General features: G+C 55.9%; 22 protein-coding genes. 2 read left to right on the forward strand and 20 right to left on the reverse strand.

Annotation, left to right across the window (positions count from 1 at the left end; all coding sequences use genetic code 11):
• Positions 1–148: 148 nt before the first annotated feature.
• The 6 genes from ACFQUU_RS06190 to ACFQUU_RS06215 all read right to left on the reverse strand — a co-directional run bounded on the left by ACFQUU_RS06190 (position 149) and on the right by ACFQUU_RS06215 (position 7,375).
• Positions 149–1,678 (reverse strand): MDR family MFS transporter, encoded by a 1,530-nt coding sequence (locus tag ACFQUU_RS06190; protein WP_382244197.1) that lies wholly within the window; start codon positions 1,676–1,678, stop codon positions 149–151.
• 37 nt (positions 1,679–1,715) lie between these two features.
• Positions 1,716–3,215 (reverse strand): tripartite tricarboxylate transporter permease, encoded by a 1,500-nt coding sequence (locus tag ACFQUU_RS06195; RefSeq protein ID WP_382244200.1) that lies wholly within the window; start codon positions 3,213–3,215, stop codon positions 1,716–1,718.
• Between the two features lie 12 nt (positions 3,216–3,227).
• Positions 3,228–3,689, reverse strand: coding sequence for a tripartite tricarboxylate transporter TctB family protein (locus tag ACFQUU_RS06200; protein WP_382244202.1), 462 nt, complete (start codon positions 3,687–3,689; stop codon positions 3,228–3,230).
• Positions 3,690–3,955: 266 nt separating this feature from the next.
• Entirely contained in the window at positions 3,956–4,792 is an 837-nt protein-coding gene (locus ACFQUU_RS06205; protein ID WP_382244205.1) for a VOC family protein, read from the reverse strand.
• 16 nt (positions 4,793–4,808) lie between these two features.
• Positions 4,809–6,458, reverse strand: coding sequence for a bifunctional 3-(3-hydroxy-phenyl)propionate/3-hydroxycinnamic acid hydroxylase (locus tag ACFQUU_RS06210; RefSeq protein WP_382244208.1), 1,650 nt, complete (start codon positions 6,456–6,458; stop codon positions 4,809–4,811).
• Between the two features lie 62 nt (positions 6,459–6,520).
• Positions 6,521–7,375 (reverse strand): fumarylacetoacetate hydrolase family protein, encoded by an 855-nt coding sequence (locus ACFQUU_RS06215; protein WP_382244211.1) that lies wholly within the window; start codon positions 7,373–7,375, stop codon positions 6,521–6,523.
• Positions 7,376–7,833: 458 nt separating this feature from the next.
• On the opposite strand from ACFQUU_RS06215, the gene ACFQUU_RS06220 reads away from it, so the two are divergent.
• Positions 7,834–8,622, forward strand: coding sequence for an IclR family transcriptional regulator (locus ACFQUU_RS06220; protein ID WP_382244214.1), 789 nt, complete (start codon positions 7,834–7,836; stop codon positions 8,620–8,622).
• 253 nt (positions 8,623–8,875) lie between these two features.
• Here the strand turns inward: ACFQUU_RS06220 and ACFQUU_RS06225 are convergent, their stop codons facing one another.
• From ACFQUU_RS06225 to ACFQUU_RS06270, 10 genes are all read right to left on the reverse strand, one after another.
• Positions 8,876–9,571 carry a dienelactone hydrolase family protein gene (locus ACFQUU_RS06225; RefSeq protein WP_382244217.1) on the reverse strand — a complete coding sequence of 232 codons (696 nt, stop codon included), beginning with the start codon at positions 9,569–9,571 and terminating at the stop codon, positions 8,876–8,878.
• An 86-nt stretch (positions 9,572–9,657) separates the two neighbouring features.
• A complete protein-coding gene (locus tag ACFQUU_RS06230; RefSeq protein ID WP_382244220.1) occupies positions 9,658–10,440 on the reverse strand; it encodes a class II aldolase/adducin family protein in 783 nt (260 codons plus the stop codon).
• A gap of 18 nt (positions 10,441–10,458) precedes the next feature.
• Positions 10,459–11,760, reverse strand: a complete 1,302-nt coding sequence (locus ACFQUU_RS06235; protein WP_382244222.1) for a M24 family metallopeptidase — start codon at positions 11,758–11,760, stop codon at positions 10,459–10,461.
• 48 nt (positions 11,761–11,808) lie between these two features.
• Positions 11,809–12,873, reverse strand: coding sequence for a Bug family tripartite tricarboxylate transporter substrate binding protein (locus ACFQUU_RS06240; RefSeq protein WP_382244225.1), 1,065 nt, complete (start codon positions 12,871–12,873; stop codon positions 11,809–11,811).
• A 52-nt stretch (positions 12,874–12,925) separates the two neighbouring features.
• Entirely contained in the window at positions 12,926–14,041 is a 1,116-nt protein-coding gene (locus ACFQUU_RS06245) for an alcohol dehydrogenase catalytic domain-containing protein (RefSeq protein ID WP_382244228.1), read from the reverse strand.
• A 36-nt stretch (positions 14,042–14,077) separates the two neighbouring features.
• The gene (locus ACFQUU_RS06250; RefSeq protein WP_382244231.1) at positions 14,078–15,058 is read right to left on the reverse strand and encodes a hypothetical protein; all 981 of its coding nucleotides are present in this window, start codon (positions 15,056–15,058) and stop codon (positions 14,078–14,080) included.
• 406 nt (positions 15,059–15,464) lie between these two features.
• Complete coding sequence (locus ACFQUU_RS06255) at positions 15,465–15,752, reverse strand: hypothetical protein (protein ID WP_382244234.1); 288 nt, start codon at positions 15,750–15,752, stop codon at positions 15,465–15,467.
• Positions 15,753–15,851: 99 nt separating this feature from the next.
• The gene (locus tag ACFQUU_RS06260) at positions 15,852–16,754 is read right to left on the reverse strand and encodes a LysR family transcriptional regulator (RefSeq protein WP_382244237.1); all 903 of its coding nucleotides are present in this window, start codon (positions 16,752–16,754) and stop codon (positions 15,852–15,854) included.
• Between the two features lie 80 nt (positions 16,755–16,834).
• Positions 16,835–17,836 carry a Bug family tripartite tricarboxylate transporter substrate binding protein gene (locus tag ACFQUU_RS06265; RefSeq protein WP_382244240.1) on the reverse strand — a complete coding sequence of 334 codons (1,002 nt, stop codon included), beginning with the start codon at positions 17,834–17,836 and terminating at the stop codon, positions 16,835–16,837.
• Positions 17,837–18,397: 561 nt separating this feature from the next.
• On the reverse strand, positions 18,398–19,306 hold the full coding sequence (locus ACFQUU_RS06270; RefSeq protein ID WP_382244243.1) for a LysR family transcriptional regulator: 909 nt from the start codon (positions 19,304–19,306) through the stop codon (positions 18,398–18,400).
• Positions 19,307–19,518: 212 nt separating this feature from the next.
• Here ACFQUU_RS06270 and ACFQUU_RS06275 point away from each other — a divergent pair, with 212 nt between their 5' ends.
• The gene (locus ACFQUU_RS06275; protein ID WP_382244245.1) at positions 19,519–20,583 is read left to right on the forward strand and encodes a porin; all 1,065 of its coding nucleotides are present in this window, start codon (positions 19,519–19,521) and stop codon (positions 20,581–20,583) included.
• Between the two features lie 219 nt (positions 20,584–20,802).
• Here ACFQUU_RS06275 and ACFQUU_RS06280 read toward each other — a convergent pair whose 3' ends face one another.
• The 4 genes from ACFQUU_RS06280 to ACFQUU_RS06295 form a co-directional block, all read right to left on the reverse strand.
• Complete coding sequence (locus tag ACFQUU_RS06280; protein WP_382244247.1) at positions 20,803–21,795, reverse strand: TAXI family TRAP transporter solute-binding subunit; 993 nt, start codon at positions 21,793–21,795, stop codon at positions 20,803–20,805.
• A gap of 164 nt (positions 21,796–21,959) precedes the next feature.
• Positions 21,960–22,817, reverse strand: coding sequence for a fumarylacetoacetate hydrolase family protein (locus ACFQUU_RS06285; RefSeq protein WP_382244250.1), 858 nt, complete (start codon positions 22,815–22,817; stop codon positions 21,960–21,962).
• A gap of 36 nt (positions 22,818–22,853) precedes the next feature.
• Positions 22,854–23,816 (reverse strand): VOC family protein, encoded by a 963-nt coding sequence (locus tag ACFQUU_RS06290; RefSeq protein WP_382244253.1) that lies wholly within the window; start codon positions 23,814–23,816, stop codon positions 22,854–22,856.
• A gap of 20 nt (positions 23,817–23,836) precedes the next feature.
• Complete coding sequence (locus ACFQUU_RS06295) at positions 23,837–25,471, reverse strand: FAD-dependent monooxygenase (protein ID WP_382244256.1); 1,635 nt, start codon at positions 25,469–25,471, stop codon at positions 23,837–23,839.
• Positions 25,472–25,919: the final 448 nt, after the last annotated feature.

Raw genomic sequence — 25,919 nt, forward strand, 5'->3', positions numbered from 1 at the left:
TTTAAGGCTTCTTCAGTGATACAAATTCATAATATGATTATTATTATTTTTAAAGTCAATATTTTTGTCTTATTTTGATAATTTATTTAGTTTTTTATTTTTTAATTTTTATCGCAATCGAGCGGGCATTCGCTGTCCGGCACTCTTTTTATGCTTGAGAACCGGGGTCTTTTCCGCTTAATTTTGTGTCGGGGAGACAGAGGGATAGGCATAAGCCGACAAAGGCGAATGCGCCACTAATCAGGAATAGATCGCGGAACGCCTCGGATGCGGCCTTCAGTAGCTGTTCCTGCTCAGCTTGTCTCAAAGCTTTCACGCTGCCGTCAATCAGCAGGCTCATCACGTTGTTCCCGGCTGTTGCTCTTAGCGCAGACGAAACTTTTTCCTCGAGCAAAGACACCAGAAGCGCGGCAAGGACTGCAGTACCGATTGCCGCGCCCAATGATCGGAAGAATGCAGCGGTAGCGGTAGCCACGCCGACGTGACCGGCAGGGACGGCGTTCTGTATCATTACCAGCGATGTGGGAAGCTGCCATCCGACGCCGGCGCCAATCAGCATCAGTAGCGCGAACGTCAGTCGGGGAGGATGTTCATCCATCAGCCCGAGCCCCGAAAGACCTGTGGCTACAAACGCAGCACCGGCAACCTGGCACCACTTTGCTCTTCCGGTGTGCGCCATGAGCTTCCCGGCGAGGAACGCACCGACAGGGCCGGACAAGGTCATGGACATCAAATACAACGCCGCAGCACTGGTCGACAGGCCAAGAACCGTCTGCGCGCGCATTGGAATCAACACCGATAGCGCAACGAGCTGCATGTAGGCGATGAAAAGCATCGCATAGCTGATGGAGACCGCCGGGAGCCGAAACAGCTGCAAAGGAAGGATCGGTTCGGTGGCGTAGCTCTCATGCACAAGGAAACAGGCAAGCAGAATTGCGGCGCCGATGAATAGAAATGCCGTTACCGGACCGGGCGGCCATGCTGCCTTGCCAATCTGGGTCAGGCCTAACAGCAGCAAGGTCAATCCGGCACTTAACAGTAGCGCGCCGGGATAATCAATGGGGCGCTTGAGCCTGGGCACCGGCAGACGGGTCAGTACCTTGCCGCAAGCGAAAAACGCCAGCGCGCCAAGAACAAGGTTGAATCCAAAGATCCAGCGCCAGGACAGATATTGCGTCAGCAGTCCTCCCAGCAACGGGCCGACCGCGTTGGATACCAAGTGCACGGTGCTGAAATATACCTGATACCGTCCGCGTTCCCGCGGCGATACCACATCGGCAATTGCCGCCTGCGATACGGCGATCAGGCCTCCGCTCCCCAGTCCTTGCACCACGCGTGCAATCACCAGTTGCCACATCGATTGCGAAATAGCAGCGCAGGCGGCGCCCAGCATGAACAGGCAAATGGCGGACAAAAGCGTTATTCGTCGCCCGTACAGGTCGCTCAGCTTGCCGAAGACAGGAGTAACCACCGCAGCACTGATCAGATAGGCCGACACCACCCATGCCATCAGGTCAAGACCCTGCAGGTCCGTCGCCAGCGTAGGCAATGCCACCGAGATGATGGTCTGATCAAGTGCGGCCAAGGCCATCGTCAACATCAACCCGAGCAAGACCGAGCGTATCTCGTCTTCGGTAAAGATGTACCTTCCACCCTCCTGCGTGCCTGTATCAGACATCGCGCACGCCCGGTAATGTATTCAGTAATGTCATCGCTTACTCGACGAACGCTTCTTCCCGTTTCGCTCGCAGGGATGGCAGCAGCACTACTGCCATCGCAATCGCCGACACGATCAACATCGTGGCGCTGATCGGACGCTGCAAAAACACCATCGGATCACTGCGCGACAGCAGCAGCGCACGCCGCAGGTACTCTTCCATCATCGGCCCGATGATAAAGCCCAGCAGCATCGGTGCGGCTTCCATCTCAAGCTTGGCGCAGATATAGCCGAACAATCCGAAGCCTGCCATCACGAACACGTCGAATTCGCTGTTGTTCAAGCTGAATACGCCAATCGCACAGAACACCAGGATGCCCGGGTACAGGAAGTGGTAAGGCACCATGATCATGCGCACCCACAGCCCGATCATCGGCAGGTTCAGCACGATCAGGAAGAAGTTGCCGATCCACATCGAGGCGATGATGCCCCAGAACAGCGCCGGCTGTTCCGTCATCACTGCCGGTCCCGGCTGGATGCCCTGGATAATCATGGCGCCGATCATCAATGCCATTACCGGGTTGGATGGAATCCCCAGGGTCAGCATCGGAATGAAGGAAGTTTGCGCGCCGGCGTTGTTGGCAGCTTCTGGTGCGGCCACACCTTCAATGGCGCCTTTGCCGAACTGGGCGGAATTCTTCGAAATCTTCTTCTCGATCGAATAGGAAGCAAACGACGAGAGCATCGCGCCGCCGCCGGGCAGGACACCCAACGCCGAGCCGAGCGCGGTGCCGCGCAGGATGGGCGCTACGATGCGCTTGAAGTCGTCCTTGCTCGGCATGAGCCCAGTGACTTTCTTGATGGTCAGGTCGCGGCTGTGCTGGTCTTCCAGGTTGCGGATGATTTCCCCCAGGCCGAACATGCCCATGGCGACCACCACGAAGTTGATGCCATCTGCCAGTTGCGGCACATCGAAGGTGTAGCGCGGCGTGCCCGAGTTCACGTCGGTGCCCACCAGACCCAGCAACAAGCCCAGGATGATCATACCGATCGCACGCAGCAATGAGCCGTGCGCCAGCACCACCGACGCCACCAGACCCAGCACCATCAGCGAAAAATATTCGGCCGGACCGAACTTGAGCGCCAGTTCGGCCAGTGGCGGCGCAAACAAGGCCAGCAACAGGGTGGCCACCGTACCGGCGAAGAAGGAACCGATTCCAGCCGTGGCCAGCGCCTTGCCGGCGTAGCCGTTGCGTGCCATCTGGTAGCCGTCGAGCGCGGTGACCACCGACGACGATTCGCCTGGCAGGTTGACCAAGATAGCCGTGGTCGACCCTCCATACTGCGCGCCGTAGTAAATACCGGCCAGCATGATCAGCGACGACACTGGTGGCAGCGAAAAGGTGATCGGCAACAGCATCGCAATGGTGGCCACCGGCCCGAGGCCCGGCAACACACCGATGGCGGTACCGAGGAAGACGCCGATCAGGCAGTACAGCAGGTTGGACAAGGTCAGCGCGGTGTCGAAGCCCAGTGCGAGGTTATTTAGAATTTCCATTATCCCTTCCCCTTAGAAGCCGAGCCACGGGCCGAACATTGGCATCGGCAAGCCCAGGGCCTTGACGAACACCAGCACGCTGAAGACGGCCAGACCGCCTGCTACGGCCAGAAAGGGCACGAACTTGAACCGGATGCTGGCCAGTCCGCTGAGCAGCACCACCAGCACCACGGCGATCGCCAGGCCTGCGCCGCGCACCACGAAGCCGAACAGCAAGGTCGAAACGATCACCAGGGTCATGCCCTTGATCGTGAATTTCTCGATTGCCTCCCCGGAGGTCGCTACCGATCTAACAACCGCAATAGCGCCAATAATGGCAAGCAGGCTACCGAGTATGGTGGGAAAGTATGCAGGCCCCATGCGGCCGGCGGTGCCCATCGCATAATCGCCCCCGATGTAGACGGCCACTGCGCCAATGACAATAAAAATGAGCCCGGACCAGAAATCCTTCTGGTTCTGAAACAACATCGACATGATGTATCCTTTAGAAACGCCGTTCTTTATCGGCGCAAGCAAGACGGTGATTTAACTGCATGGCATCGAGGATCGGAGGGGCAGTTGTTCTGCCGCCTCGCTTGGGCAAACATGATTCGCGTTACGCTGATGCCCCTGTATGAGACAGAGACGCACCGGCGCCCATCCAGCCTTCGGCTCCGACAGGAAAGGCTGGAGACCGATAGGCTAGAACAGGTGTCGGCCGGATTCTCTACACGACCGGCAACAATGCACGTTGCGGACGTTCAGGTTCTGATCCAGGCACTTCCCCAGGAGTTGAGCGTGTACTCTCCATGCTCCCAGATGCCCGGTGCCACCTCGGGAGAAACGCGCTGCAGTTCCGCCGAAAACTCGAGCCGGTTACCATCCGGGTCTGTGACCATGAAGAACAGGTTGTTGCCGGGACCATGCCGTCCCGGGCCAAAAAAGATCGGAATCCTCAGCTTGGCAAAGCTGTCGCCCCAGTCGCGGATATCGTTCCATTCATTGGTCTCGTAGCAGTGATGATCCCATTCGTTTTTCGAGCCGCGAAAGAAGGCCAGCGAATGGTGCTCATCATCTGAGCGGAGAAAAACCACCATGGTCTTTCCTTCCTCATTCACCACTTCGTCGGAGACAGAAAACCCTATCGCATCCGTATAGAACTTCACCACCGTCTCGAGCTCGGTCGTCTGGAAAACCGTGTGCTGCAGGCGAGCTGGCATCGCATCCTGGATTTGCGTCGAGATCTTTTCGCCGAAAGCGATTTTGCGTCCCTGAGGATCCACAACCAGAAATGCTCCTTCGCGATACAGCGGACTACTGAGCGGCTCCAGCTCCACGCCGTTTGCCCGCAGGCGTTCTTTCAGTTTCACCAGACTCTGCTGGCTGTCCACGGCATAGGCGGGATACAGCAGCGATGCCGATGGACCAAGGCTGATTACCGCCGAACGGGCGCCGCCGCGCATTACCCAGCTATCGCCATCCTTCGATTTTTGCAAACCCATCTGACCTTCATAGAAATCGGCCAACCTGTCGGGCTTCTCGCTCGTGATATGCAGAAAATACAATTGGAGCGGCGTATCGGTTTGTAGATTACCCATGACTTTCCTCATTGTTTCAAGCAGCGGCACGACTACCGGCCGACATTGGTTTTGCAGCCAGCGTGATTCCCATGCTTCTCGCTAGGTCATCTGCGAAATGGCTTTCATCTGCCCTGTCGAAAACGCCGGCGACATAGCGGTCGGGACGCACCAGAATCATTTTTCCGTGGTGCGCGGCAAGATAGTTTTTCAACAGACCGTTCTTGTCGCTCACCTGAATCCATGACGGGTGGTCTTTTAAATTGAAGTGCGGACTGTCCTTTTGATGAATCACGATGCGTGCCATATCCAGCGCATCCCAGAGCGGATGCGTCGGCGCCATAAGCGCATCAATCGAATCCGGTGCATAACAAATGATGGCGAAGCGGTTGCCGATCACGTCGTCGAGCGGCGTGTCTTCCAGCCCACTGCATGCCACCCTAGGTTGGGGAAACATGCGTCCGCGCAAGCTGAACTTGCCCAGTGTGTCCACAGGACCAAGCAAGCCGGCGTCATAGCGCGGCTTGGGCTTGAATCGCATTTGCAGGAAATAGTCATTGACCGGACGGACATATCTCGTCAGCGAAAAGAAGGTATGCGCCAGCCACGCATGAAAACGCGATCGCGGCGCCATGACCTCACCCAGGTTGAGCGCGAGACGGATCAATGCCCAGGCGTGTCCACGCCGTTCCATTTCATAAGAGTCCAGTGCCGCATCGGTAATCCGGCCACGGATGGCGGCCGCAAGCTTCCAGCCCAGGTTATGCGCATCACGCACGCCACTGTTCATGCCTTGTCCGGCATAAGGCGGAGTCAGATGCGCCGCGTCGCCGGCCAGAAAAACGCTTTGCACGCGCCAGCGTTCAGCCATGCGGGCGTGAAAGGTGTAGACCACCTTGCGGATGATGTTGGTCGGTCGGTCGCCGCGAAATGGGCGCAACAATTCCGCCATTGTTTCCGGCTGCATGGCGTCGTCGCCGTTTTCGTCCGGATGAATCATGAATTCGAAGCGCCGCGTATGATGCGGCCCTGGCACATCGACTACCGGACGGCGCGCATCGCAATAGACACGCGTCTGCCAGAAAGGATCATCGTCATCTTCGGTGTCCAGCACCAGCCAGCGCGATTTGAAGGTCGAACCCGCTAGCACGATGCCAAGCATTTCCCGCACTGGGCTGCGGCCGCCGTCGCAGCCCACCATATACCTTGCCTGTACGGTAATCGGATTTCCACCTTCGACCTCGATCTGCGCCTTCACGCCGGCGTGCGAGTTGCCGAATGACACCAGGTTGTGCCCGAAGCGTACGTGTACATTGGAAAACCGTTTCAATCCTTGGCGCAAGCTTGCTTCGAACAACGGTTGCCGAAAGGCGTTACGGCGTGGAAAACCATATTCGCTCGCGGTTGGCTCCACTTTGGCGAAGCATCTTCCACCTGGTCGTGTGTAGTAATGAACACCGTAACCGGGTACAACGTCTTTCAAGACTTCGTCAGCCAGTCCGGCTGCCTGCATGGTTCTCAGCGATTCATCGTCGATCGACACGGCGCGGGGCTCGCCGACCGTTGATGGCTTGCGATCGATCAGGATCACATTGACGCCTTCCTGCCCGAGCAAATTCGCCAGCGTCAGACCGGTCGGGCCAGCACCGACGATGAGTACGTCGGCAGAGTGTAATTGATGAGTCATTTGCTTATGTCCTCTTGCACGGGTTCAGCAACGAGAAAGTTCCTGTCGTTTGCATCCGCCGCTCAAGTGGCCGCCTCATCACGCACGGTATTGCGCAAGGTACCGATGCCCTGAATCTCGACTTCGACCACATCGCCGTGTTTCATCCAGAGCGGAGGCTCGCGGAAGGCGCCCACGCCGCCTGTGGTTCCGGTGATGATCACGTCGCCTGCATGAAGTTCGGTGAAGGTGCTGCAGTACTCGATCAGTGCTGGAATCGAGAAGATGAAGTCGCTGGTATTCGCCTGCTGCACGACGACGCCATTGAGACGCGTGACCAGGTCTAGCGAGCCCGGATCGGCGATTTCATCGCTAGTCACCATCCATGGGCCGAAGCCGCCCGTGGACGGGAAGTTCTTTCCGGGGATGAATTGAATCGAGTGCTTCTGCCAGTCACGCACGCTTCCATCGTTATAGCACGCATAACCGGCGACGTAGCCGAGCGCGTGTTCCGCCTTCACATGACGCGCTGTCTTGCCGATGACGACCGCGAGCTCGCCTTCGAAATCCAGCTTTTCCGAAACCGCCGGACGGACGATAGCCGCCTCATGCGAAGTCTGCGAATCGGCGAAGCGCGTGAAGATCATCGGATGTTTCGGTACCTCGCGTCCGGTTTCCTTGACATGTGAAAGATAATTGATACCCACGCACAAGATTTTGCCCGGATCCGGTATTACTGGTAGAAACTCGATCTCCGACAGTGGAATGTGTGCCTTGGCTTCCAGTGCAGCCGCTTGCAGTTGCGGGACCATATCTCTCGCCAGCAGGGTCTTTATAGAGTCGGCGCCATCGATCACACCGGACGCGTCAATAAGCTTGTCGCCCACGACGACCCCAAACGATTGTTTTTCCTTATACCGATAACTGACGAGTTTCATATTTAGCCCCTTTTACTTGCACAAAAGTTAGATCAAGGACTAAATAATATCGTATTTTGAGAATTTTTATTATTTAATTTTATTGCTATGTCTTATTTTGCAAATAGTACGATCATTATTCGCTATTTAAATTAAAGTAAGAGAAATTTTGTTCGCTCCGGAAATGTTGCTCGGGGCGGGCTCACGTAATGGAGGCGTTACCTAGGATGTTCTGACCATTAATCAATCAATGTAAAGTTTTCAGCCAGCGTTTTTGGCGAACGACCGACAAATTTCCCACATTCTCCATGGCATTCTTCTCTTATAATGCGAATCATAGGGGTTGATGTATGAAGCAACATCACGTTTCGATATACATGGAAAAATTTTTCATGCGCATTCCAATACGCTTGGCTTCAAATCGCTCCACCTTCTTCTCATACCCATCCTCAGTTGCCGCTACAAAATAAATTAACGACATGGCTACGACCGATCGCTCGCTTAGCGTCCTCAAATTATTCACGCTTGATAATCCTGTATGGACAGTCGAGGAAATCGCGAAGGAATTGCAGGTGTCGATGAGCACCGCTTATCGCTACGTCCTGGCGCTGGAAGAGGTGGGCCTGGTCACCACGGCGAGCACAGGGAAATACGTTCTCGGGCCCGCCATCATCAAGCTCGATCGGCAAATACAGCTTACCGATCCCTTGTTGAGAGTTGCCCGGCCGGTCATGGAAAAGATCTCGACCTTTGCACCGGATGGCGCAGTAGTCCTGTTGTGCAGATCGTTCGGCGATAGCGTGCTCTGCATGCATCAAGTGCATACCAAAGGGCCGCAACCTCTCATCAGTTATGAGCGTGGACGACCGATGCCGCTCTTTCGCGGCGCTACTTCCCGGATCATTCTTGCGTATCAGCCACTGCGCCTCTTGAAGGAGTTTTACTCAACGCATCAGGATGAAATCCGGGAAAGCAGCCTGGGGGAATCCTGGGATGACTTCCGTGCCAATATGGCCAAGCTGCGCAAGACCGGTCATGTGGTGTCGCGTGGTGAAATCGATCCCGGAAGAATCGGTATCGCTGCAGCTTTGCTGAACGACGACAAACATGCGATCGGCAGCATCAGCTATGTAGTCCCGAGCGCGGTAGACGATACTTCAGTCCCTCTCCTCGCCAGCCTGGTTCAGGCCGCAGCGAGGGAAATCGAAACATCGCTGAAAAACGAATCGCTGCAACCGGTACATCACGCACATGTCGCAGCTGGCTAGAGCCGGGTCGACATGGCGACCCGTGACAAGAAGGCCTCGGCGGGCCCGCGACAACGCGGCGCCGCTGGCAAAGCGTCCGGCATAATCGGAACAGTCAGGGCGAAACTGCTGTAAAGAATGGCGCCGTCAATGCGCCTGCGCCTGCGCCTCGGGTTAAGGATATTATCGAACGGGCTCCGTAATGGAACAGGGGCTGGAACAGCGAAACGGCGCCTGCGGCGCCGTAACATCGGGTCGGAACCAGACTTAAGAATCAGCCCTCTTCGTTGAGGTTCCGCATCAGAAATTTGCTTGTCGCTTCCCCCGCAGACGTTGCTGCGCTCGCGGAATAATGCTGGGAATGAGCGCGGGCGAAGCCATGGCCGGCACCGTCATAGTGTCTTACCTCGACCGACGGCACATCGGCAAACGCCCGCCTGATGGCTTCCTGCGCATCCGGTGGGCACAGATAGTCGGCGCCAGCAACATGGATCAGCAACGGCGACGGTTTTTTTGCTTCCTGCAAAAAACCATGGATGTTGACACCGTAATAGGACACCGCAGCATCCACCGTTTTCTCTGCCGCCAGACGAAATGCCAAACGTCCACCCAGGCAGTATCCGACCGCGCCCACCTTTTGGCCGGGCGTCAATTGCGTACGCAACAGTTGCGCCGCTTCGCGCAGATCCGCGATGCCGGTTGCATCATCGAAAGCCTTGTTGAGTTCCATCGCGCGCTCACGGTCGGCAGGAACTGCAGGATCGAGATCGATACCGGGCGCGGTGCGCCAGAACAGATCCGGGACCAACACGGTATAACCAAGCGCCGCGTAGTCATGCGCAACTTGCCGCATATTGGCATTCACGCCGAAAATTTCCTGGATCAGCAGCAGGCCGGGTGCGTTCGGCTTGTCGGACTTGACCACGAAGCCGTGGAAGTCCCCGGAAATGACGATGGTTTCAGATTGCATGATATTCCTCATTGATTACACAGAATAAGACAGATGCGTTGAGCGTTTGTGGTGCCGCCCGGCACACATGACAGGAGCGACAACGCTCAGCTGCGCAGGCGCTTCTGCGCGGCCTGTTCCTTCCACAAATCCCATGGCCGTTGAACTTGTGCTTCATGGCTTTGCGCACACGCCTTGCTTTCTTCAGCCGTGAGATAAGTGACTTCGCCCAGATTCATTGCGGCGGTCTGATAGCGGGCGTTCAGCTCGGCATAAACCGCGCGAAAGACTGCTTGCTGCACGGTGCGCGCAACCAACGTGGAGCCATGCCCGCGCATCAGCACGATCTCGTTATGTTCGAAACAACGGGCAAGCTCCGCACCGAGCATGCTGTCCCGGATCAGCAGATCCGATGCCGGTCCTGCAACATCCCTGATTTCAAACGTCGGCGTATCCTGGCCGATGAAACCGGCCATATGAAACAGTGCCCTCAACCGGACGCTCTTCACGGTACTTAACGGAACAATTGCCGAGGAATGGCTATGCACGACTGCATGGACTTCCGGATAGCGTCGATAAATCTCGCTATGGATGAAGCGCTCGATATAGACGCGGCGTCCGTTCGCATTGATCGGGGCGCCATCCAGAGTGAATTCGATAATATCGTCTGCCGTCACCTGTCCGGGCGCCATATTGCGCGCGAGCAGAAAGCGGTCGGCCTGCCTGTCGTGACGGACACTGACGTGCCCGAATGCGTCGACCACGCCCTGATCGAAAAGAATGTGATTGGCTATGACCAGATCTTCGATCAACGCCATGCTCGGCGCCTGCATCGACGCATGAACATCGCCGACTGCGGCATCTATTGCATTTCCCGCTGTGCTGCACATGTTGTCATCCCTCTCAAGTCATTGTCCGCCGGCCGGCTGTGAATAGACTGTGACATCCGTGGGCCAGTCCGTAAAGGAGCGCCTCGGCGAGACTTGCACGCCGTGCGGCATTTTTCCCATGCGTTGCGCGCCGCGGGCCTGGACATGAACTGTATCGCCCCAGGCGAACTGATAGGCGCCATCGGCCGTAGCGACCGCGGGCTTGCATATGTAGATACCATCCTGAGGTATCGTGAAGTCCAGTGCTCTGGTCGTCGCATCATAGAACGGCACGCCGTCAAGATGGGTCAACACGAGCGGCCGGTCGTCTCCGAGGCCGCGGCCGTGCAGAATCAATGAAGCACGCAGCCCTGCGAGAGGGCCGCTGCCCGGTGCAATGCGCCGGGCAATGCCGACCGTTTCGTTGATCAGCTCCCTGACGCTGACGCCGGGCTTGAACTTTTCAAGCAGCGCGCTGTAAAGCTCGCCATGTGCGGCGGACAGATCGCGAATAATGTCCGGGCATTTGTTGACCGCGACGACCGGCAGGCGCTGAGCGCGGTATCCCAGCACCGAAGCTTCGATCTCGCCGAGAATCAGGTCGCCTTCCTCCAGCGGGCGGGCGGTGGGGCGCGTCAATGTCCTGCCCGGATTGGATCCGCTTAACCAGTTGAAATGAACGGACAGCTCCGAGCCGCGGCGAAACATCGCATGCATGGTTTCCGCCCACACGACGTAATCCGGCACGCCGGGCTGGGCCGCGTTGAGCTGTGCATCAAGCGCACACTCAACGATATCGATCGAGCACTGCAGCACCGCGATTTCCTCTGCACTTTTGACTTCGCGTACTTCCTGCATCAGTTCGCCGACATCGATAAATTCAGCGTTCGGAAGCGCCTCGGCAAGCGCCCGGAACGTGCCATGCATGATGGTCCCTTCCGGCGTACGGGTTCCGCCATTCAATCCGGAGATACCGATACGCTGGCGGTCGAGCCCCAGTTCGAGCAGGCGCTCGGCCATCGCCGAGCCATATTGACGATTAACGCTGCGCACATCCTTGACCCAGTCTTGCACGGCTGAGCCCCAGCGTTCACGGGCGGAGGCCGCGACTACGGTCACATCGCCTTCCAGTGGAAAGACGACGCCGATCGAGGTATCTGCGCCGCCGCCGCAATGCGAAAGATACCGAGCATCTGCTTGCCAGTCCGTCGAATTGCCGGGATTCGGCGGGGCAACGATCGCTGCGATATTTTCACGCGCCATCAGCCTGCGTACCGCCGCCCAGCGGCGGTCGCGCTCCTGCAGGGAAAAGCGTCGATACGGATGAGTCACTGTCGTCATGTATGAAACTTCCAATTCTTTTGTTGCGTGTGTGCCCGGATAGCGAAATTATTGAAGCTGAACACCGCCATCCACAATGACCTTCTTCCATATCTCGGATTGGCCGCTCACGAACTTGGCAAACGACGGTGGACTGCTCGCCACCGGTTCCAGACCGAAACCCGCGATCCGCGCTTTCACCTCCGGCATTGCCATCACTTTTGTCACCGCCTGCGCGATCTGGTCGACAACAGGCTGTGGCGTTTTGGCGGGTGCAAAGAAGCCTTCGAAGCCTACCGCTTCGAAACCGGAATACCCGGCTTCCTTCATGGTCGGAACAGTCGGTGTAAGCGACGAACGTGCCAGACCGCTGCTGGCGAGGATGCGGATCTTGCCAGCCCTGGCCTGCGCGGCAAGTACGGAATAACCCGCCCACAAGCTTGATACTTCGCCAGCGACCACATCGTTCAGGGCCGGCGGCGTGCCCTTATACGGGACATGCAATAGATCGATGGCGGCATTCTTTGCCAGCACGCTTCCCAGGATATGCGGACTGGAACCGGAGCCGGGACTTCCATAGGTGTACTTGCCGGGGGCAGTTTTGGCGAGTGCAACGAATTCCTGTACTGTCTTGGCAGGCACCTGAGCGCCCACCGCAAACCAGAGTGGCGCGTTCACCGCCTGAATCACCGGCGTAAAGCTGGTGAACGGGCTGAATGGAACGCTGCGATACAAGTGCGGAAGCTGGACGATAGGCGTAGATGCGTACAGCAAGGTATGACCATCCGCCGCGGCCTTGGCGACCTCGATGGTGCCGATGATCGTACTGCCGCCCGGTCGGTTATCGACGACAACCGGCACGCCCCAAAGTTTCGACAATGGATCGGCGATGGCACGGGCAGAACTGTCCATGGAACTGCCAGCCGGACCAGGCACCACAATCCTGACGAGACGGCCATCTGGAAAATCCTGCGCGTAGCTGGCCGGGGACGCAAATAATGCCGGAAGCGAGGCAGCGAGCGACAGCAAGACTGCATTGCCGAAACGCGGCAAGCCCAACTTCACCAACGGCCTGTCGATCAGGCTCTTTGGGAGCCACCGCATTGCATCGATGGTAGCAACATACTTTGACATGGTCTCTCCTCGAACGGATTAAAATCTGTACATATCTATGGCATTCGCGGCGTCAAAAGCTTCCGGTCGGATGCACGACCGTCATCCACATCGGCTCACGTCGGCTGCCGGTTGCGGCAAGTGCCTCGTTTATCTGCGCCAATGCGAAGCGATGCGTGATCAGATCTTCCGCCGCCAGTTCGCCGGACTTCAACAGATCCAGCACTGCGGACGTATCGGAGCGCGTGCAGGAGCGCGTTCCGACGATCCGCCAGCAGTTATGCATGATGACTCTGATCGGAAACGGCAATGAAGAATGATTGCCTCCCATATGGACCAGCGTCCCGCCGATCGCCATCGCGGCGCAGGCTTGAGCGGTTCCCGGCCCCTCCGGCAGGTAATCGATGACGGCATCCGCTCCCATCGGAAGGATTTCATTGATGCGGCTGGTCAGGCCTTGGGTGCTTTCCCAGCCGGCGGCCAGCGTGTCGAAGGCAACGATTTGTACCGGCAACCCGCCGGCAAGCTGACGCAGGCTCTCGAGACGTTCGGCCGAACGCCCCACCAGCACCAGCTCGCGCGCACCGTAAAATTTGGCCAGCTTGATCGTCGCCGTGCCCATTGTGCCGGTCGGAGCTGTGATCACGAGCCGGCCCGACGTCGCAGGCAGCGCCGCGCATTTCAGCGCGCGCACCGCGTTGGCCAGGTCATGCACCTTGGCCCCCACGGCGAAGCTCACATGGTCCGGCAGTACATCCACCAGTCGGGCCGGCACACGTACATATTCCGCCAGTCCGCCATCGTGATAGCGTTCGTACAAGGGCATGGGCCCGCGACCAAAGGCGGCGTGTCCCATCATCGCGGTCTCGGCGCACATCTGTTCGCGGTCGGACATACAGTATTCACAACGGCCGCAGGCGAGGATAGGATGAACCCGTACGCGCTGCCCCAGCATGACGCCCTCGACCTGTGCGCCGATGGCGCTCACGGTCCCAGCAATCTCGTGGCCGGGGGTGGTGGGCAGATGCTTGAAGCGTCCGTTCTCCAGCAGTCTCATCATTCCCGGTGCGATACCGGCGGCGGCGACCTTGACCAGAACATCGTGCGGTCCCGGCTCTGGAACAGGAATGGTTTCCAGCTGCAATCTATTTGAGCTTTGATAGGCTCGTGCGGCGATCATTACCGTCATTGGAAAATCTCTCTCATCAATTAACAGGACCGGGTTTCAACTGCGCAGGCGCTCAAGCTCATCCATGGAAACCGGCGCCCCCTTCTTGGACGCTTCAGGTACCTGCGGCATTTCGCGCGTCGAAACGAGCGTGAGATGCGCGCTGGGCTCCTTGTGGATACTAGTGAACGCAACACCTGCGGGAATGCAGACGAAGTCGCCCGGTTCGATCTGCAGGACACCGCGCTGTGTAACAAGGCTGCGCTGCCCGCTGAGCTGATACTGGACCTCGTGCGCATTGACATGACGGCGGTATACCCGTCCGTCGGACGCAGCTGCATAGGTTCTCCCCAGCATGACGTCTGCAGCACGATAAAGCCACGTGGTGCCAATGACATCAGCGGCGCGGATGATCTGCAGGCGCGAAGGATCGTCGTTCGCGGTTTCAAGCAGCATTCTTTCGTCGACCGGGAACATGGCAATGTCTTTGCCCGGACCACCCAGACCCTCGGTCAGCATTTCATTGATCGTCTGTGCTTCCCATCCCGGAAACGGCGGAATCTGCATGTCGGAAGTCCGGGCGGCTGGCTGCAACTCCACGACCGGGCCAGGGATATAGAACAAAAGATGGATTTCCCGGCGTCCGTAATTGTCATGCGCGGTCCCATTCGGCAAGCGGGAAAAGTCGCCACGCTCGAGACGGGCGGTGCCCATATCGGTCACTAGAAAACGTTCACCGCATACCTGATAGGAAATCTCGTCCGCTCCGCAGTTGCGATGGTAAAAAGGCTGACGGTTGTCCATCATCGTCTGCCATTCGACACGGATGAATTCGCTTTCGTACACGCCGCGCGGATGCCCAAAAGGCTGATCTACGAATTCCGGAGTGAAATGGACCGCTTCTATCGGCGCATGATCGCGCCCCTTTTTCATTCTGGATGAAATTGGCGGAGCCAGCAGCAGCTCCTCCTGCCGCTTGATGATGCGAACAGGCTGCTCGAAAGGAAACGTATCGATGTGCTCGTGCACAATACCCATGCTTACTCCTTAACAGGAAAAATCGCCGTCGTTAAAACGGGCTTTCATTTGAAAACTGTGACCCGGTTCTTCTTTAAAAAGATGCAGGAGGCGACTTTGCCGTTGCCTACCCAATTAACGAAAATAATATCATATTAGGGAAATTAATTTTATATATATTTATATTTTTCTCAAAATAAGATAATTTTAAGTTTATTATTATCGAATTGAGTTCGAATTTCAATCTATCCGAAATGAAACGAAACGGGTAGCGATGCTTGCTGCACCGTAAACAGCCGGATTGAATGCGCGTCACCATATTTCGCGGCGGGCGCATGATGGCATAGACGAATTCAAGTCCGATAATGGCTGCGGCGCCTCCCAGCAAAAGAAACAAGTTATTCCCGCTGCGGTTGTGTTCATTAACCTAATCAAGCAATGTGGTTACCAGAACCTCTTGCTGTCGTTCCAGATCCGCTAATTCGGCAAACACTGCACTAGTCATCGGGATCAACGACTCATCCACCATGTCTCTTGCGACATCATCATTACCGTCGGACTTTTCCTTCATGATCTGGCGTGCAATCAGGTGAAGCTGTTCGAGCCGCTTATTGATGTCGGCCAGTTTGGTATGGTGAACCCCGTCCGCAATTGCAACCGCTACACCTTTATAGTTATCCACCACGTGGCGCGCGAATTGATTTACCTGATTCATGAAATATTCCCGTTCCTTCGAGCCGGGCCTTGACGACTGTAAGCAAATAGACGGCAACCAGGCCAAAGGCGCTAGTCACTGTTGGATACAGCGATCTTCCTACCGGCTTAGCGTCTGCATGTGGCAAACCGAGCGTCGAACCATGTCGCAAAAGTATTCTGCCGCCGGTGTCAACGGCATCCCTTCACGATGCATGATGCATATCGGCGGAGCAGGCAACACTTCCTTGACACGGATCTCTTGCAGCACGTCCTGCCACAATGGAAATTGCAACCACTGCACCGGCAGCATCATCAATAAATCCGAATACGCCATCGACACCAGAAAACTCAACGACGATTCCGCCTGCATTACCAGCCGTGGCGGCGGCAATCCATACTGCCGGAACAGCGGATTGAGTTCTTCATTCGCGTTCGCAGTGATTGATGTGGTAATCCATTCGGCATCCACCAGCTCCGCCAACGAACTGGCGTTCGCCAGCGGATGACCTTTGCGGCCTAGAATCACACGGGTATTGTCGAACAATTTTTCCCGTCGCAGGTCGCTGCTTTCCTTCAGCGCCGGGCCGATATAGACGTCAATCGTTCCATCCTTGAGCGCCGCCTCCACCTTCGGCAGCACCGCATCGATGAGACGCAGCGTCACACCATGAAAGCGGCTGCGGAATGGCTTGAGCGCACCAGGCAATAACGCAAGATGCGGCACGCTCGACATCGCCACCGTCAGCGAGCCATGCATCTCTCCCTTGAGCTGCGCTATCTCATCTTTTGCATGCTGGAGTTCACTGCGTACCGCATTGGCCCTGCGCAGGAAAGCCTGCCCCATGGGGGTTAACTGGACGCCGCGGGCGCTGCGCTCGAACAACGGAACGCCAAGTTCCTTTTCCAGTTCCTGAATGCTGCGTGTGATCGTCGGTTGCGGAATATCGAGATAGCGGCTGGCCGCGCGCAGGCTGCCTCTTTCCGCAACAGCAATAAAATCTCTGACAGCACTGAACTTCATGGGCATTGATCCGGGGTCGTTTTCATTAAGCCGCTCGCACTGTCGAACCGGCTTGTTCTCAGCAGTGAGAATGACGAACCTTATTCAAGCTTAACCCCGGTATTGATAATAATTTGCTTCCATAAATCCAGCTGTGCTTTCACCAACGCATCAAACTCGGCGGGACTGGATGTAACCGGTTCAAGCCCAAAACCAACCATTTGATTTTGGATTTCCTTCTGGGCCATTGCCTGCGCGACGGTATCGGCAATGCGTTTTACCGTCGAGGCAGGAGTGCCGGCTGGCGCGAAGAAGCCGCCAAAGCCGACCGCTTCGAAGCCGGGGAACCCCGCTTCTTTCATGGTGAGAATGTCCGGCGTGAGCGTTGATCGATGCGTCCCTGTGCTCGCAAGCAAGCGAATCTTCCCCGACTGAACGTATGAGGCCAAATCCGAGTAAGAGGCGAACAAAGAAGATACGAGCCCTGTCGAAACGTCCAGTACACCTGGAGGGACCCCTTTGTAAGGTACATGCAACATATCGGCGCTGGTGGTGCGCGCAAGCAAGGTGCCGAATAAATGCGCTGTCGAGCCAGCGCCGGGAGTCGCATAGGTGATCTTGCCGGGTGCGGCTTTTGCAAGAGCCACGAACTCTTTAACGGACCGGGCAGGAAGAGAGGCGTTGACACCAAGCCAAAGTGGCGCATTGACCGTTTGTATCACAGGCACAAAGCTTTTAACGGGATCATAAGACAGCGACTTGTAGATATGCGGAGCCTGTACAAACGGCGTGAAAGTGTAGAGCAGTGTGTGACCATCCGCGGCCGCCCTCGCTACCACCGCAGTCCCTAAAGTCGCGCTGGCTCCAGGACGGTTCTCAATTACCACCGGAACTTTCCAGGACTTCGACATCGATTGCGCAACAGCGCGTGCCGAAGCATCGACCGAGCTGCCCGGCGGGCCAGGAACCACGATTGTGACGAGGCGATCCGGGAAAGTTTGCGCCAGCGCAGCCTGGGGCGCGAGACCCAATATCAGCGCCCCCAGAAGTATCAGGCGACGACCAGCTGATACTTGTTCGATTTTTCTTTGCTTCACATTCACTGTGTCTCTCCTCATTATGGTGTGTAGTATCGCTTGCAAATCAAACTGTGGACTTAGTGCGTTATCCGGCGCAACGATTTTTGCTCCTCGACGCTTATTGAGAGCCGATGTCCGTATCGGTGATCCAGCGCTCGATCTACTACGTCAAGACTCACGCAGTACCGCGTTGACTTCCGGCACCCTGAGCCAGAAGCGCACCACATGAGCGCTGAGAGAGAAATATCGTCGTACAAGCCTGATCTGAGACGCTATCGTACGATCTGGACGAACATCGCTTGCCGGCTCTTCTCACGCATCTCCAGCGCGATGACTACAGGCTCTCATGCCCCATTTCTAAAGCTGCGGACATTATCCGAAGTGCCAACATGAAGCGAGTTATGACACCGTCTCTACGTAATCCTGGATTGTCGATGCGTGTTCTCCAAACCTCGAACACGAACATGCATTTGCCATTCCAGCTTGAGAAGCAACCTTACTTTGCACACGCCGATCCGGGAAGATATGAAATTACGCCGGCCGATCCGAATTGTGGATCACAGGGAATAGATAATTGACTGTGCTCTAGCGTTGCCGGCTTAATTTCTGCAAGTGGCCTATTGAGCGTCGCACCATGTCGCAAAAGTATTCCGCCGCCGGCGTCAACGGCATCCCTTCACGGTGCACGATGCATATCGGCGGAGCAGGCAACACTTCCTTGACACGGATCTCTTGTAGCACGTCCTGCCACAATGGAAATTGCAACCACTGCACCGGCAGCATCATCAATAAATCCGAATACGCCATCGACACCAGAAAACTCAACGACGATTCCGCCTGCATTACCAGCCGTGGCGGCGGCAATCCATACTGCCGGAACAGCGGATTGAGTCCCTCATCCGTCTTTGCAGTGATTGATGTAGTGATCCATTCGGCATCCACCAGCTCCGCCAGCGAACTGGCGTTTGCCAGCGGATGACCTTTGCGGCCTAGAATCACAAAAGTGTTGTCGAACAATTTTTCCCGCCGCAGATCGCTGCTTTCCTTCAGCGCCGGGCCGATATAGACGTCAATCGTTCCATCCTTGAGCGACGCCTCCACCTTCGGCAGCACCGCATCGATGAGACGCAGCGTCACACCATGAAAGCGGCTGCGGAATGGCTTGAGCGCGCCAGGCAATAACGCAAGATGCGGTACGCTCGACATCGCCACCGTCAGCGAGCCATGCATCTCTCCCTTGAGCTGCGCTATCTCATCTTTTGCATGCTGGAGTTCACTGCGTACCGCATTGGCCCTGCGCAGGAAAGCCTGCCCCATGGAGGTTAACTGGACGCCGCGGGCGCTTCGCTCGAACAGCGGAACGCCAAGTTCCTTTTCCAGTTCCTGAATGCTGCGTGTGATCGTCGGTTGCGGAATATCGAGATAGCGGCTGGCCGCGCGCAGGCTGCCTCTTTCCGCAACAGCAATAAAATCTCTGACAGCACTGAACTTCATGGGATGCGATCCAAGGTTGCTATCACCGCCTTCATTTTATCATCTTCGCAGATCACCGACCGCCACGTAAATTAGGTGCGTCACGATCGAGCAATTGCAATTTGGTAGATGGTTTGCAGAAGCTATACCAATAAGTACGGCTACTGCATTAACTCCTCCTACTACGTTCGACCGTGAACAATTGTTAATTACAAAAACGTAAAGGAGATCAGTTGAGATTACATCAACATACCGCCGCAGCTGCTGCAGCGTTGCTCACTGTGTCCGCCCATGCCCAGAGCAGCATCACGCTCGGCGGCATTGTGGATGGCGGTGCATACCAACGCAAATTGGCCGGCGAGACAAGGATCAACGCGGTCCAGGGCGGTCTCATGAGCATGTCGCGCATAGACATCAAAGGAGTCGAAGACCTCGGCGGTGGCAATGTCGCAATCTTTGAGTTGAGCCCCCATTTTCGGCTTGACACCGGCGAAGCTGGACGGCATCCGGGCGACGCGGCTGCCAACCGCTTCTTTACGCGGGCATCTTGGGTTGGATTGCGAGGCAAGCCCGGAACTTTACGTATCGGAAGAATTCCGACAGGGGGTTATGTCCAGACATTGCGATTTACGCCATTCGAGGACTCGACCTTTCTCGGCCCGTTCATGATGCATACCTTTGTCGGCTCACAGCCGATGCTGGCTTCCCGCAATAGCGACGGTAGCTGGAGCAACTCCATTGTCTACAATTCACCGAGTGTCGCCGGATTCAACACGCAACTGCAGTACTCGCTGAATGAAGCAAGCGGAAATGGAAGGCGCATCGAAGCAACGATGAACTATAGCAATCAGAAGTTCGCTGCCGCAGTAAGCCATGGGCGCATCACCGGTGCGGCTTACACGGTGCCACGCACCCGTACGGACCCTGCCGGCACGCCCTATATTGCAGAACAGGAAACCAGTACCATCGCAAGTGTGTCCTACAACTTCACCGTCGCGAAGGTGTATGCACAATTTGCGTCCGCCAGATTACAACCGCGCGGCACGACAGAGATATCCTTGCAAACGTTAGCGCTCAATGCAGAAGCGCCTATGGGTCCGGGCCGCATCATTGCCGGCTGGGCGCGTACGGAGCGTGAACAAGCTGGAACCATGGACCGCACGCGCAGCACAGCCACGATTGGCTATGACTATATCCTGTCCAAACGGACCGACTGGTATACCGCACTGATCCACGACCGCGCAACGAACCTTGCTTCCGGTACCGGAGTCGCTACCGGTATCCGGCATCGCTTCTAGGGAATCCGAGCGGCCTCGTCCGCTCGCTACTCACATCAATCCAGTCTGTTTTCCTGCCGGACGCTATGTGCGACAAGGAGGCGGCGGCCCCGCACAACCAGCAAGCAGCGTTTCCGTTCACGCCCCAAAGCAGGCGGGCATCGCATGGTGTTTGCCATGCGATGCCCGCCCAGACCAGCCAATTTTAGCCTGCCATTGGAAGTTGGCAGGCTAAGCGGACTAAGCCGCTAACGCATCAATGGATTGATAATACTGGACCGCTCCGGAATGGAGCGGAATCGGAGTTTTGGCCATCGTTACCGGATCTAATGGATATCCGAGCGGGCTTCGCTCCGGCGGAAGATGCTGATAGTGGCGTTCAAGGGATTTTCTCGTCTCGCACAAGCACCAAGTCAACAGATGCGCAAGATCGTCCGGCATATCCGCATGAACAAGCAAAATAAAGTCCGAGAAATCGAGAGCAGTCACGGATTCCTCCAGTTGAGGAAAGTATCCCTGCTCGATCATCCCTGATTCCCACCCCAGATCAGTATTCACCGTCCTGAGAGCAGTTTCCTCATAGGAAAGCAGCACCATCTTCCTCTCTTTCATCAGAGTGCTCCACCAAGGAGACATGATCGCTTCCTGAATGACGGCGTCGACTTCACCAGCCAGCGCAAGCGCAATGCATTGATCCGGGCGCACCTTCGTCACGAAGTCACCGCCCCAAGCAGTTATTGTAGACGCAGGAATTCCAGACGCGTTCATCATCTGCTCGGTGGCATAACCAATGAAGTTATTGCCGTCGTTCGGGCTGCCTGCCACCTTTAGACTCGGTGCCAGTGCGCGCAATTCTGCATAGGTGCGGACATTGTATTTCGCATCGATTGCCATTACTAACCTGTCCCTTTGCGGAAGCACTCCAATCGCACGAAGCTTCGATAACGGTTTTCCGCTGAACGGCCCGGTTCCACGAATGGCCATTCTCGCGAAAGCGGCTGGCGTCGAAACTGCAAAGTCAAGGGTGCGGTCTGCAACATATCGTATTGCATCGCTGCCGCCGGTTGTATTCCAGATTGCGACTCTTGACCCGGCTTCACTACGGTCACAGACTTCCTGGCATAGCCAGCCGCAGACACGGTGAAAGTTGGCTTGGCCCCAATCGCCGCCAAAATTAAGTTGGACGGACCGTCCAAGCTGCGGCCCCTGATTCATCCCAGGAACAAAATACATATTTACTCCGATTTGGTTGTTAAGAAAGAGGCGGACACCATGGCATCAGGCTAGAAAAGCACGGCATATGCGCATAACGAGCACGTACGTGGCAATAGGCCAGAGAGCGGTATAACCAGATGCGAAAGCCAATAGCTCGCATATTGGGCACGAAATCCGCTGGCTTAAGTTTCATTCACAATCTGATTTCGCAAAATGCCTAGCCCCTCGAGTTCCACTTCGCATACATCCCCAGCTTTCATCCACAATTGCGGGGTGCGAGCCAGCCCTACCCCTGCAGGCGTACCGCTGATAATTATGTCGCCGGGGTGGAGTGCCATCGCTTCAGAGCAAATCGAAATAAGCGACGGGACATCGAAAATCATCTCGCTGGTATTCGCCTGCTGTACAACTTTGTCATTCAGGCGGCAGGTCAGCTTCAATCCTTTTGCCCCCGATGGAAGTTCGTCGACGGTAACGAACTCCGGACCGAAAGCGCCACTAGCATCAAAATTCTTCCCCAATGTCCACTGAGGCGTGCGCAGTTGGTAGTCGCGAATCGATCCATCATTGAACAGCGAGTAGCCGGCCACATGATCCAATGCCTTGTCCCTTGCGATATAGCGACCTGCCTTGCCGATGACGACAACAAGTTCCGCTTCATAGTCCAACTGGCTTGACACCTTGGGGCAAATTATCGGGGTGTCGTGGCCCACCCACGACGAAGGAAATCTGCTGAAAATGACAGGATATTTTGGCGGCTCAAAGTTGCTTTCCGCCGCATGGTCCCTATAGTTAAGTCCAATGGCGAGCGCCTTGCGGGGATTTGCCACGGGTGGCAAATACGTCAATCCGGCAAGCGGCAAACGTGCAGCCGAACTCGCGACGATACGCCGCGCAGCTTCGATCGCCCCTTCTCCAAGCAATAGAAATTCTTCCAGGTCCGAAGGCAGTCCGTGCGCGGAGATATCGACCAGTTCAGTGTTAACACGCACTCCCAGCGCTGCTTTGCCGACCGAGTTTTGAAAAGCAATGAATCTCATAAAATTCCCATCCCAATAAAGTCTATAAACGGTGTATCAAATCGTGTCTGCCGCACGTTCATGGTTTGTAATGAAATCCTCTGGTACTGAAGGACCCCATACATACAGGGAATCAGCCGGTGGATGGTCCTGCGCAAGCCAGTTCATGCTGGAAGGAATGAAGTCGATATCGAACGAGTATTCGGCAAAGCTGCCCCAGGGATCCTGAACGTAATAAAAGTAATTGGAACCCAAGACATGACGTCCGATCCCCCATCCCTTTACAAAACCTTGTTCCCGCATTTGCTCGGACCCAAGACCGACGTCATCAATGCTTCCCACGTCCCAGCTTGAGTGATGCAGGCCGGGTGCGTGCGACTTCGCATAGGCGACCAGATGATGGTCGCTGCCATGAGGGCTATGCATGAATGCGATCAGATCGCCGGAGTGATCCGACAGGCGTAATCCCAATACATCTTCGGAAAACGCAATCATTTGCTTCACATCCGGCGTGAACATCAAGATATGAGAAAGATGGCGAGGCCTTACTTTTTTGGCGGCACTGCGTTTGGGCGCACGGCCGCATCCTGGCACCGATGCATCCGATGTGGAATGCACGGATTTGCAAGACGGAGATACCTTTTCCGCAGGGAGTAATTGGCAAAGAATTCCGTCAGGGCTGGAAAGCCAAAGCCCCGCACCGTCGCTCAAAGGATGAGGAGCTGCATTCAGGCCCAGTGAGGCGAGCCTCTCGCGAAAGGCCGCCTCGTCTTCCGGATAGATGCCATAACTGACGTACTCGAGGAGCTTCCCTTTTTCCGATTCATGAATCTGAGCCCAGCAATGCGGATGGCCTAGCGTGTACAGGTCGAGAATCCGGCCATGCTGACGTACATCCAGGCCGAACGATTCGTAAAAGTGACGCGCCACCTCAAGGTCGGGCACGGAGAAAACGAAACGGTTTACCGAGTGCACACCGAGCGCGCTGTGCCTGTGTTGCGTCTGCTTGTTGGAATTCATGATTAACTCTCCGCATTGATTCAGACGTTAGTGGAACGTCCGGTAACACGCTCAAACAGATACATGGAGTGCGGCGGCCAGTCATCACCTCTCCAAGCGACATGCTGGTCAGGCCGGATCAAAGTAAGTCGGCTGCCATATAGTTGTGCAATTCCAGCCTCGATTGGCCTTAGAACCACTAACGGTACGCCAGCAGCATGCGCCTGCCTGCGCACGGTCTCAACGATGTCATCGCCTACGTCATCGGTGACGAGCAAAGTAAATCCCATCCCGAAATGGTCGTACAAAGAAGTGCCATCATGCATCCATGCATGAGGCGCGCGATGGCCCGGCCTTGCGGAAGGCACATAATTGATAAAGTCCTTCGCCGGCGCGACAGTCCCGTCAGACACAATTACCGGCGATTGATCATAGTGGTAACCTAACACGACGCCGAGCGTTGAAAATTCGCGCAGCTTAGCCAATTGAATCCGCTGTCCCACCTCACTTCTCAATCGACTTCCTATTTCCGAATCATCTTCCAGTCCATCGGTCCACAGCTGATTGCCCAGCATCGCGTGGTTAGCGACCGATTCATCAAGAACCGATTCATGAACAGGACGCCGTTCGAGCTCATAGCTGTCCAACAATTTGGGGCCACCCCAACCTTGCAAAGCCGCCGCAAGCTTCCAACCTAGATCAACGCCATCCGCAATACCCATGTTCATGCCGTATCCGCCAAAGGGTGGATGCAAATGGCATGCGTCTCCTGCGAGGAAGATACGACGGTCGCGATAACGATCAGCGAGGAAACGGCTTGCAGCCCATTCATCGGTACTTAGCACCTCGTAAGGAAGATCGATCCCGGTGGCTTTATGTATCAATTCCTTCGCGTCGCCGTCATTGATCTTCACGCCTTCCGGCATTTTGGTAGGCATGAAAAACCATTTGTCGCCCCGGTCCATCGGACCGATCAGGCTGGGAACGTCGCCATTGATTTGCCAATACATAACGGCTTGGCCATGGTCGTGCGCCTTGTCCAATCCAGGTGCGTGGAAAACGATATTGTAGTTGCGGGAAAGTCCATAAGTGCCCTCCAGTTTTGCGCCAATCGCGTCGCGCACGGTGCTGCGCGCGCCATCAGCTCCAACCAGATAGGCGGCATCAACCGAGAAATCTTTTTCCTGCGCTCGATCATGGACAAGAACGCGTACAAAATTCACATCCTGCTCGATAGACTTCAGTTCACAGTTAAAACGCAACTGTACGGTTGGCAGGGTTTCTGCGTGCGCGCGCAGGACCTCTTCAAGCGTATACTGCGGCACCCATTGCGCATGTTCTGAATAAAGCGGATTACGACCGGGTGCGCAATAAAATGCGTTGTCGAACGAGGCGAGGCGATAACCACTTAACCGGGTAACAAAGACCACGTTGGATGGATAGTTGACGCCAAGCGGGGATGCTGCGCGCAACTTGTCGGCAATTTTCCAGCGCCTGAGGAATTCTCGAGTCCGCACATTTGTAGTCTTTGCTCTCGGCGCATAACCAACTCGATCGTTCTTCTCGACCACCATACAAGAGACACCCTGATGTCCGAGCTCAATGGCCAAAGCAAGGCCTGTGGGCCCTGCTCCCACAATGAGCACCTGCACCTTTTGTCCAGCCTGAGAAATCATGCTTGTACCGCTCCGCGGCCCAGGAAAAAGGTTAATGCACAGCAACTCACCAATACGCTCTTCATCCGCCCTCCAGATTAATTACGACGTTCTATCTTTAACTTGTACAGGCCAGATGTTAGTGGTATCAGTTAGATACGGTAAGATCTTAAAAGCCATCGGGTGATAACAAAAATGGATCGGCAAGCCGTGACGGTTTTGAATGAATTCCGTTTCAACGCTCTTTGTGTGAACAGGCAAAACCAGCGTTCGACTTGACTGAGCCAGGAACTGTAGATATGTGTGTAGTGCACATGGTAGCGAGAGGGGTATGCTAGCCAGGTACTAATCGATCCGCTTGGGTTTCTTGGACCAATCCGAGAGCGAATTTTCGGCGTTGGTTAAACCGGGACCGGGCTCGGAAAGCCGCACAGGGCGTACAAATTCGGCCGGTGATAGGTGATTGAGA

This window comes from Herbaspirillum sp. GCM10030257, assembly GCF_042666555.1.
In the GTDB taxonomy this organism is placed as follows: Bacteria; Pseudomonadota; Gammaproteobacteria; order Burkholderiales; family Burkholderiaceae_D; genus Noviherbaspirillum.

Bases quoted from the DNA above. Each gene is read 5' to 3' on its own strand.
- ACFQUU_RS06190 (WP_382244197.1), bottom strand. From the start codon at position 1,678: ATGTCTGATACAGGCACGCAGGAGGGTGGAAGGTACATCTTTACCGAA.
- ACFQUU_RS06195 (WP_382244200.1), bottom strand. From the start codon at position 3,215: ATGGAAATTCTAAATAACCTCGCACTGGGCTTCGACACCGCGCTGACC.
- ACFQUU_RS06200 (WP_382244202.1), bottom strand. From the start codon at position 3,689: ATGTCGATGTTGTTTCAGAACCAGAAGGATTTCTGGTCCGGGCTCATT.
- ACFQUU_RS06205 (WP_382244205.1), bottom strand. From the start codon at position 4,792: ATGGGTAATCTACAAACCGATACGCCGCTCCAATTGTATTTTCTGCAT.
- ACFQUU_RS06210 (WP_382244208.1), bottom strand. From the start codon at position 6,458: ATGACTCATCAATTACACTCTGCCGACGTACTCATCGTCGGTGCTGGC.
- ACFQUU_RS06215 (WP_382244211.1), bottom strand. From the start codon at position 7,375: ATGAAACTCGTCAGTTATCGGTATAAGGAAAAACAATCGTTTGGGGTC.
- ACFQUU_RS06220 (WP_382244214.1), top strand. From the start codon at position 7,834: ATGGCTACGACCGATCGCTCGCTTAGCGTCCTCAAATTATTCACGCTT.
- ACFQUU_RS06225 (WP_382244217.1), bottom strand. From the start codon at position 9,571: ATGCAATCTGAAACCATCGTCATTTCCGGGGACTTCCACGGCTTCGTG.
- ACFQUU_RS06230 (WP_382244220.1), bottom strand. From the start codon at position 10,440: ATGTGCAGCACAGCGGGAAATGCAATAGATGCCGCAGTCGGCGATGTT.
- ACFQUU_RS06235 (WP_382244222.1), bottom strand. From the start codon at position 11,760: ATGACGACAGTGACTCATCCGTATCGACGCTTTTCCCTGCAGGAGCGC.
- ACFQUU_RS06240 (WP_382244225.1), bottom strand. From the start codon at position 12,873: ATGTCAAAGTATGTTGCTACCATCGATGCAATGCGGTGGCTCCCAAAG.
- ACFQUU_RS06245 (WP_382244228.1), bottom strand. From the start codon at position 14,041: ATGACGGTAATGATCGCCGCACGAGCCTATCAAAGCTCAAATAGATTG.
- ACFQUU_RS06250 (WP_382244231.1), bottom strand. From the start codon at position 15,058: ATGGGTATTGTGCACGAGCACATCGATACGTTTCCTTTCGAGCAGCCT.
- ACFQUU_RS06255 (WP_382244234.1), bottom strand. From the start codon at position 15,752: ATGAATCAGGTAAATCAATTCGCGCGCCACGTGGTGGATAACTATAAA.
- ACFQUU_RS06260 (WP_382244237.1), bottom strand. From the start codon at position 16,754: ATGAAGTTCAGTGCTGTCAGAGATTTTATTGCTGTTGCGGAAAGAGGC.
- ACFQUU_RS06270 (WP_382244243.1), bottom strand. From the start codon at position 19,306: ATGAAGTTCAGTGCTGTCAGAGATTTTATTGCTGTTGCGGAAAGAGGC.
- ACFQUU_RS06280 (WP_382244247.1), bottom strand. From the start codon at position 21,795: ATGTATTTTGTTCCTGGGATGAATCAGGGGCCGCAGCTTGGACGGTCC.
- ACFQUU_RS06285 (WP_382244250.1), bottom strand. From the start codon at position 22,817: ATGAGATTCATTGCTTTTCAAAACTCGGTCGGCAAAGCAGCGCTGGGA.
- ACFQUU_RS06290 (WP_382244253.1), bottom strand. From the start codon at position 23,816: ATGAATTCCAACAAGCAGACGCAACACAGGCACAGCGCGCTCGGTGTG.
- ACFQUU_RS06295 (WP_382244256.1), bottom strand. From the start codon at position 25,471: ATGATTTCTCAGGCTGGACAAAAGGTGCAGGTGCTCATTGTGGGAGCA.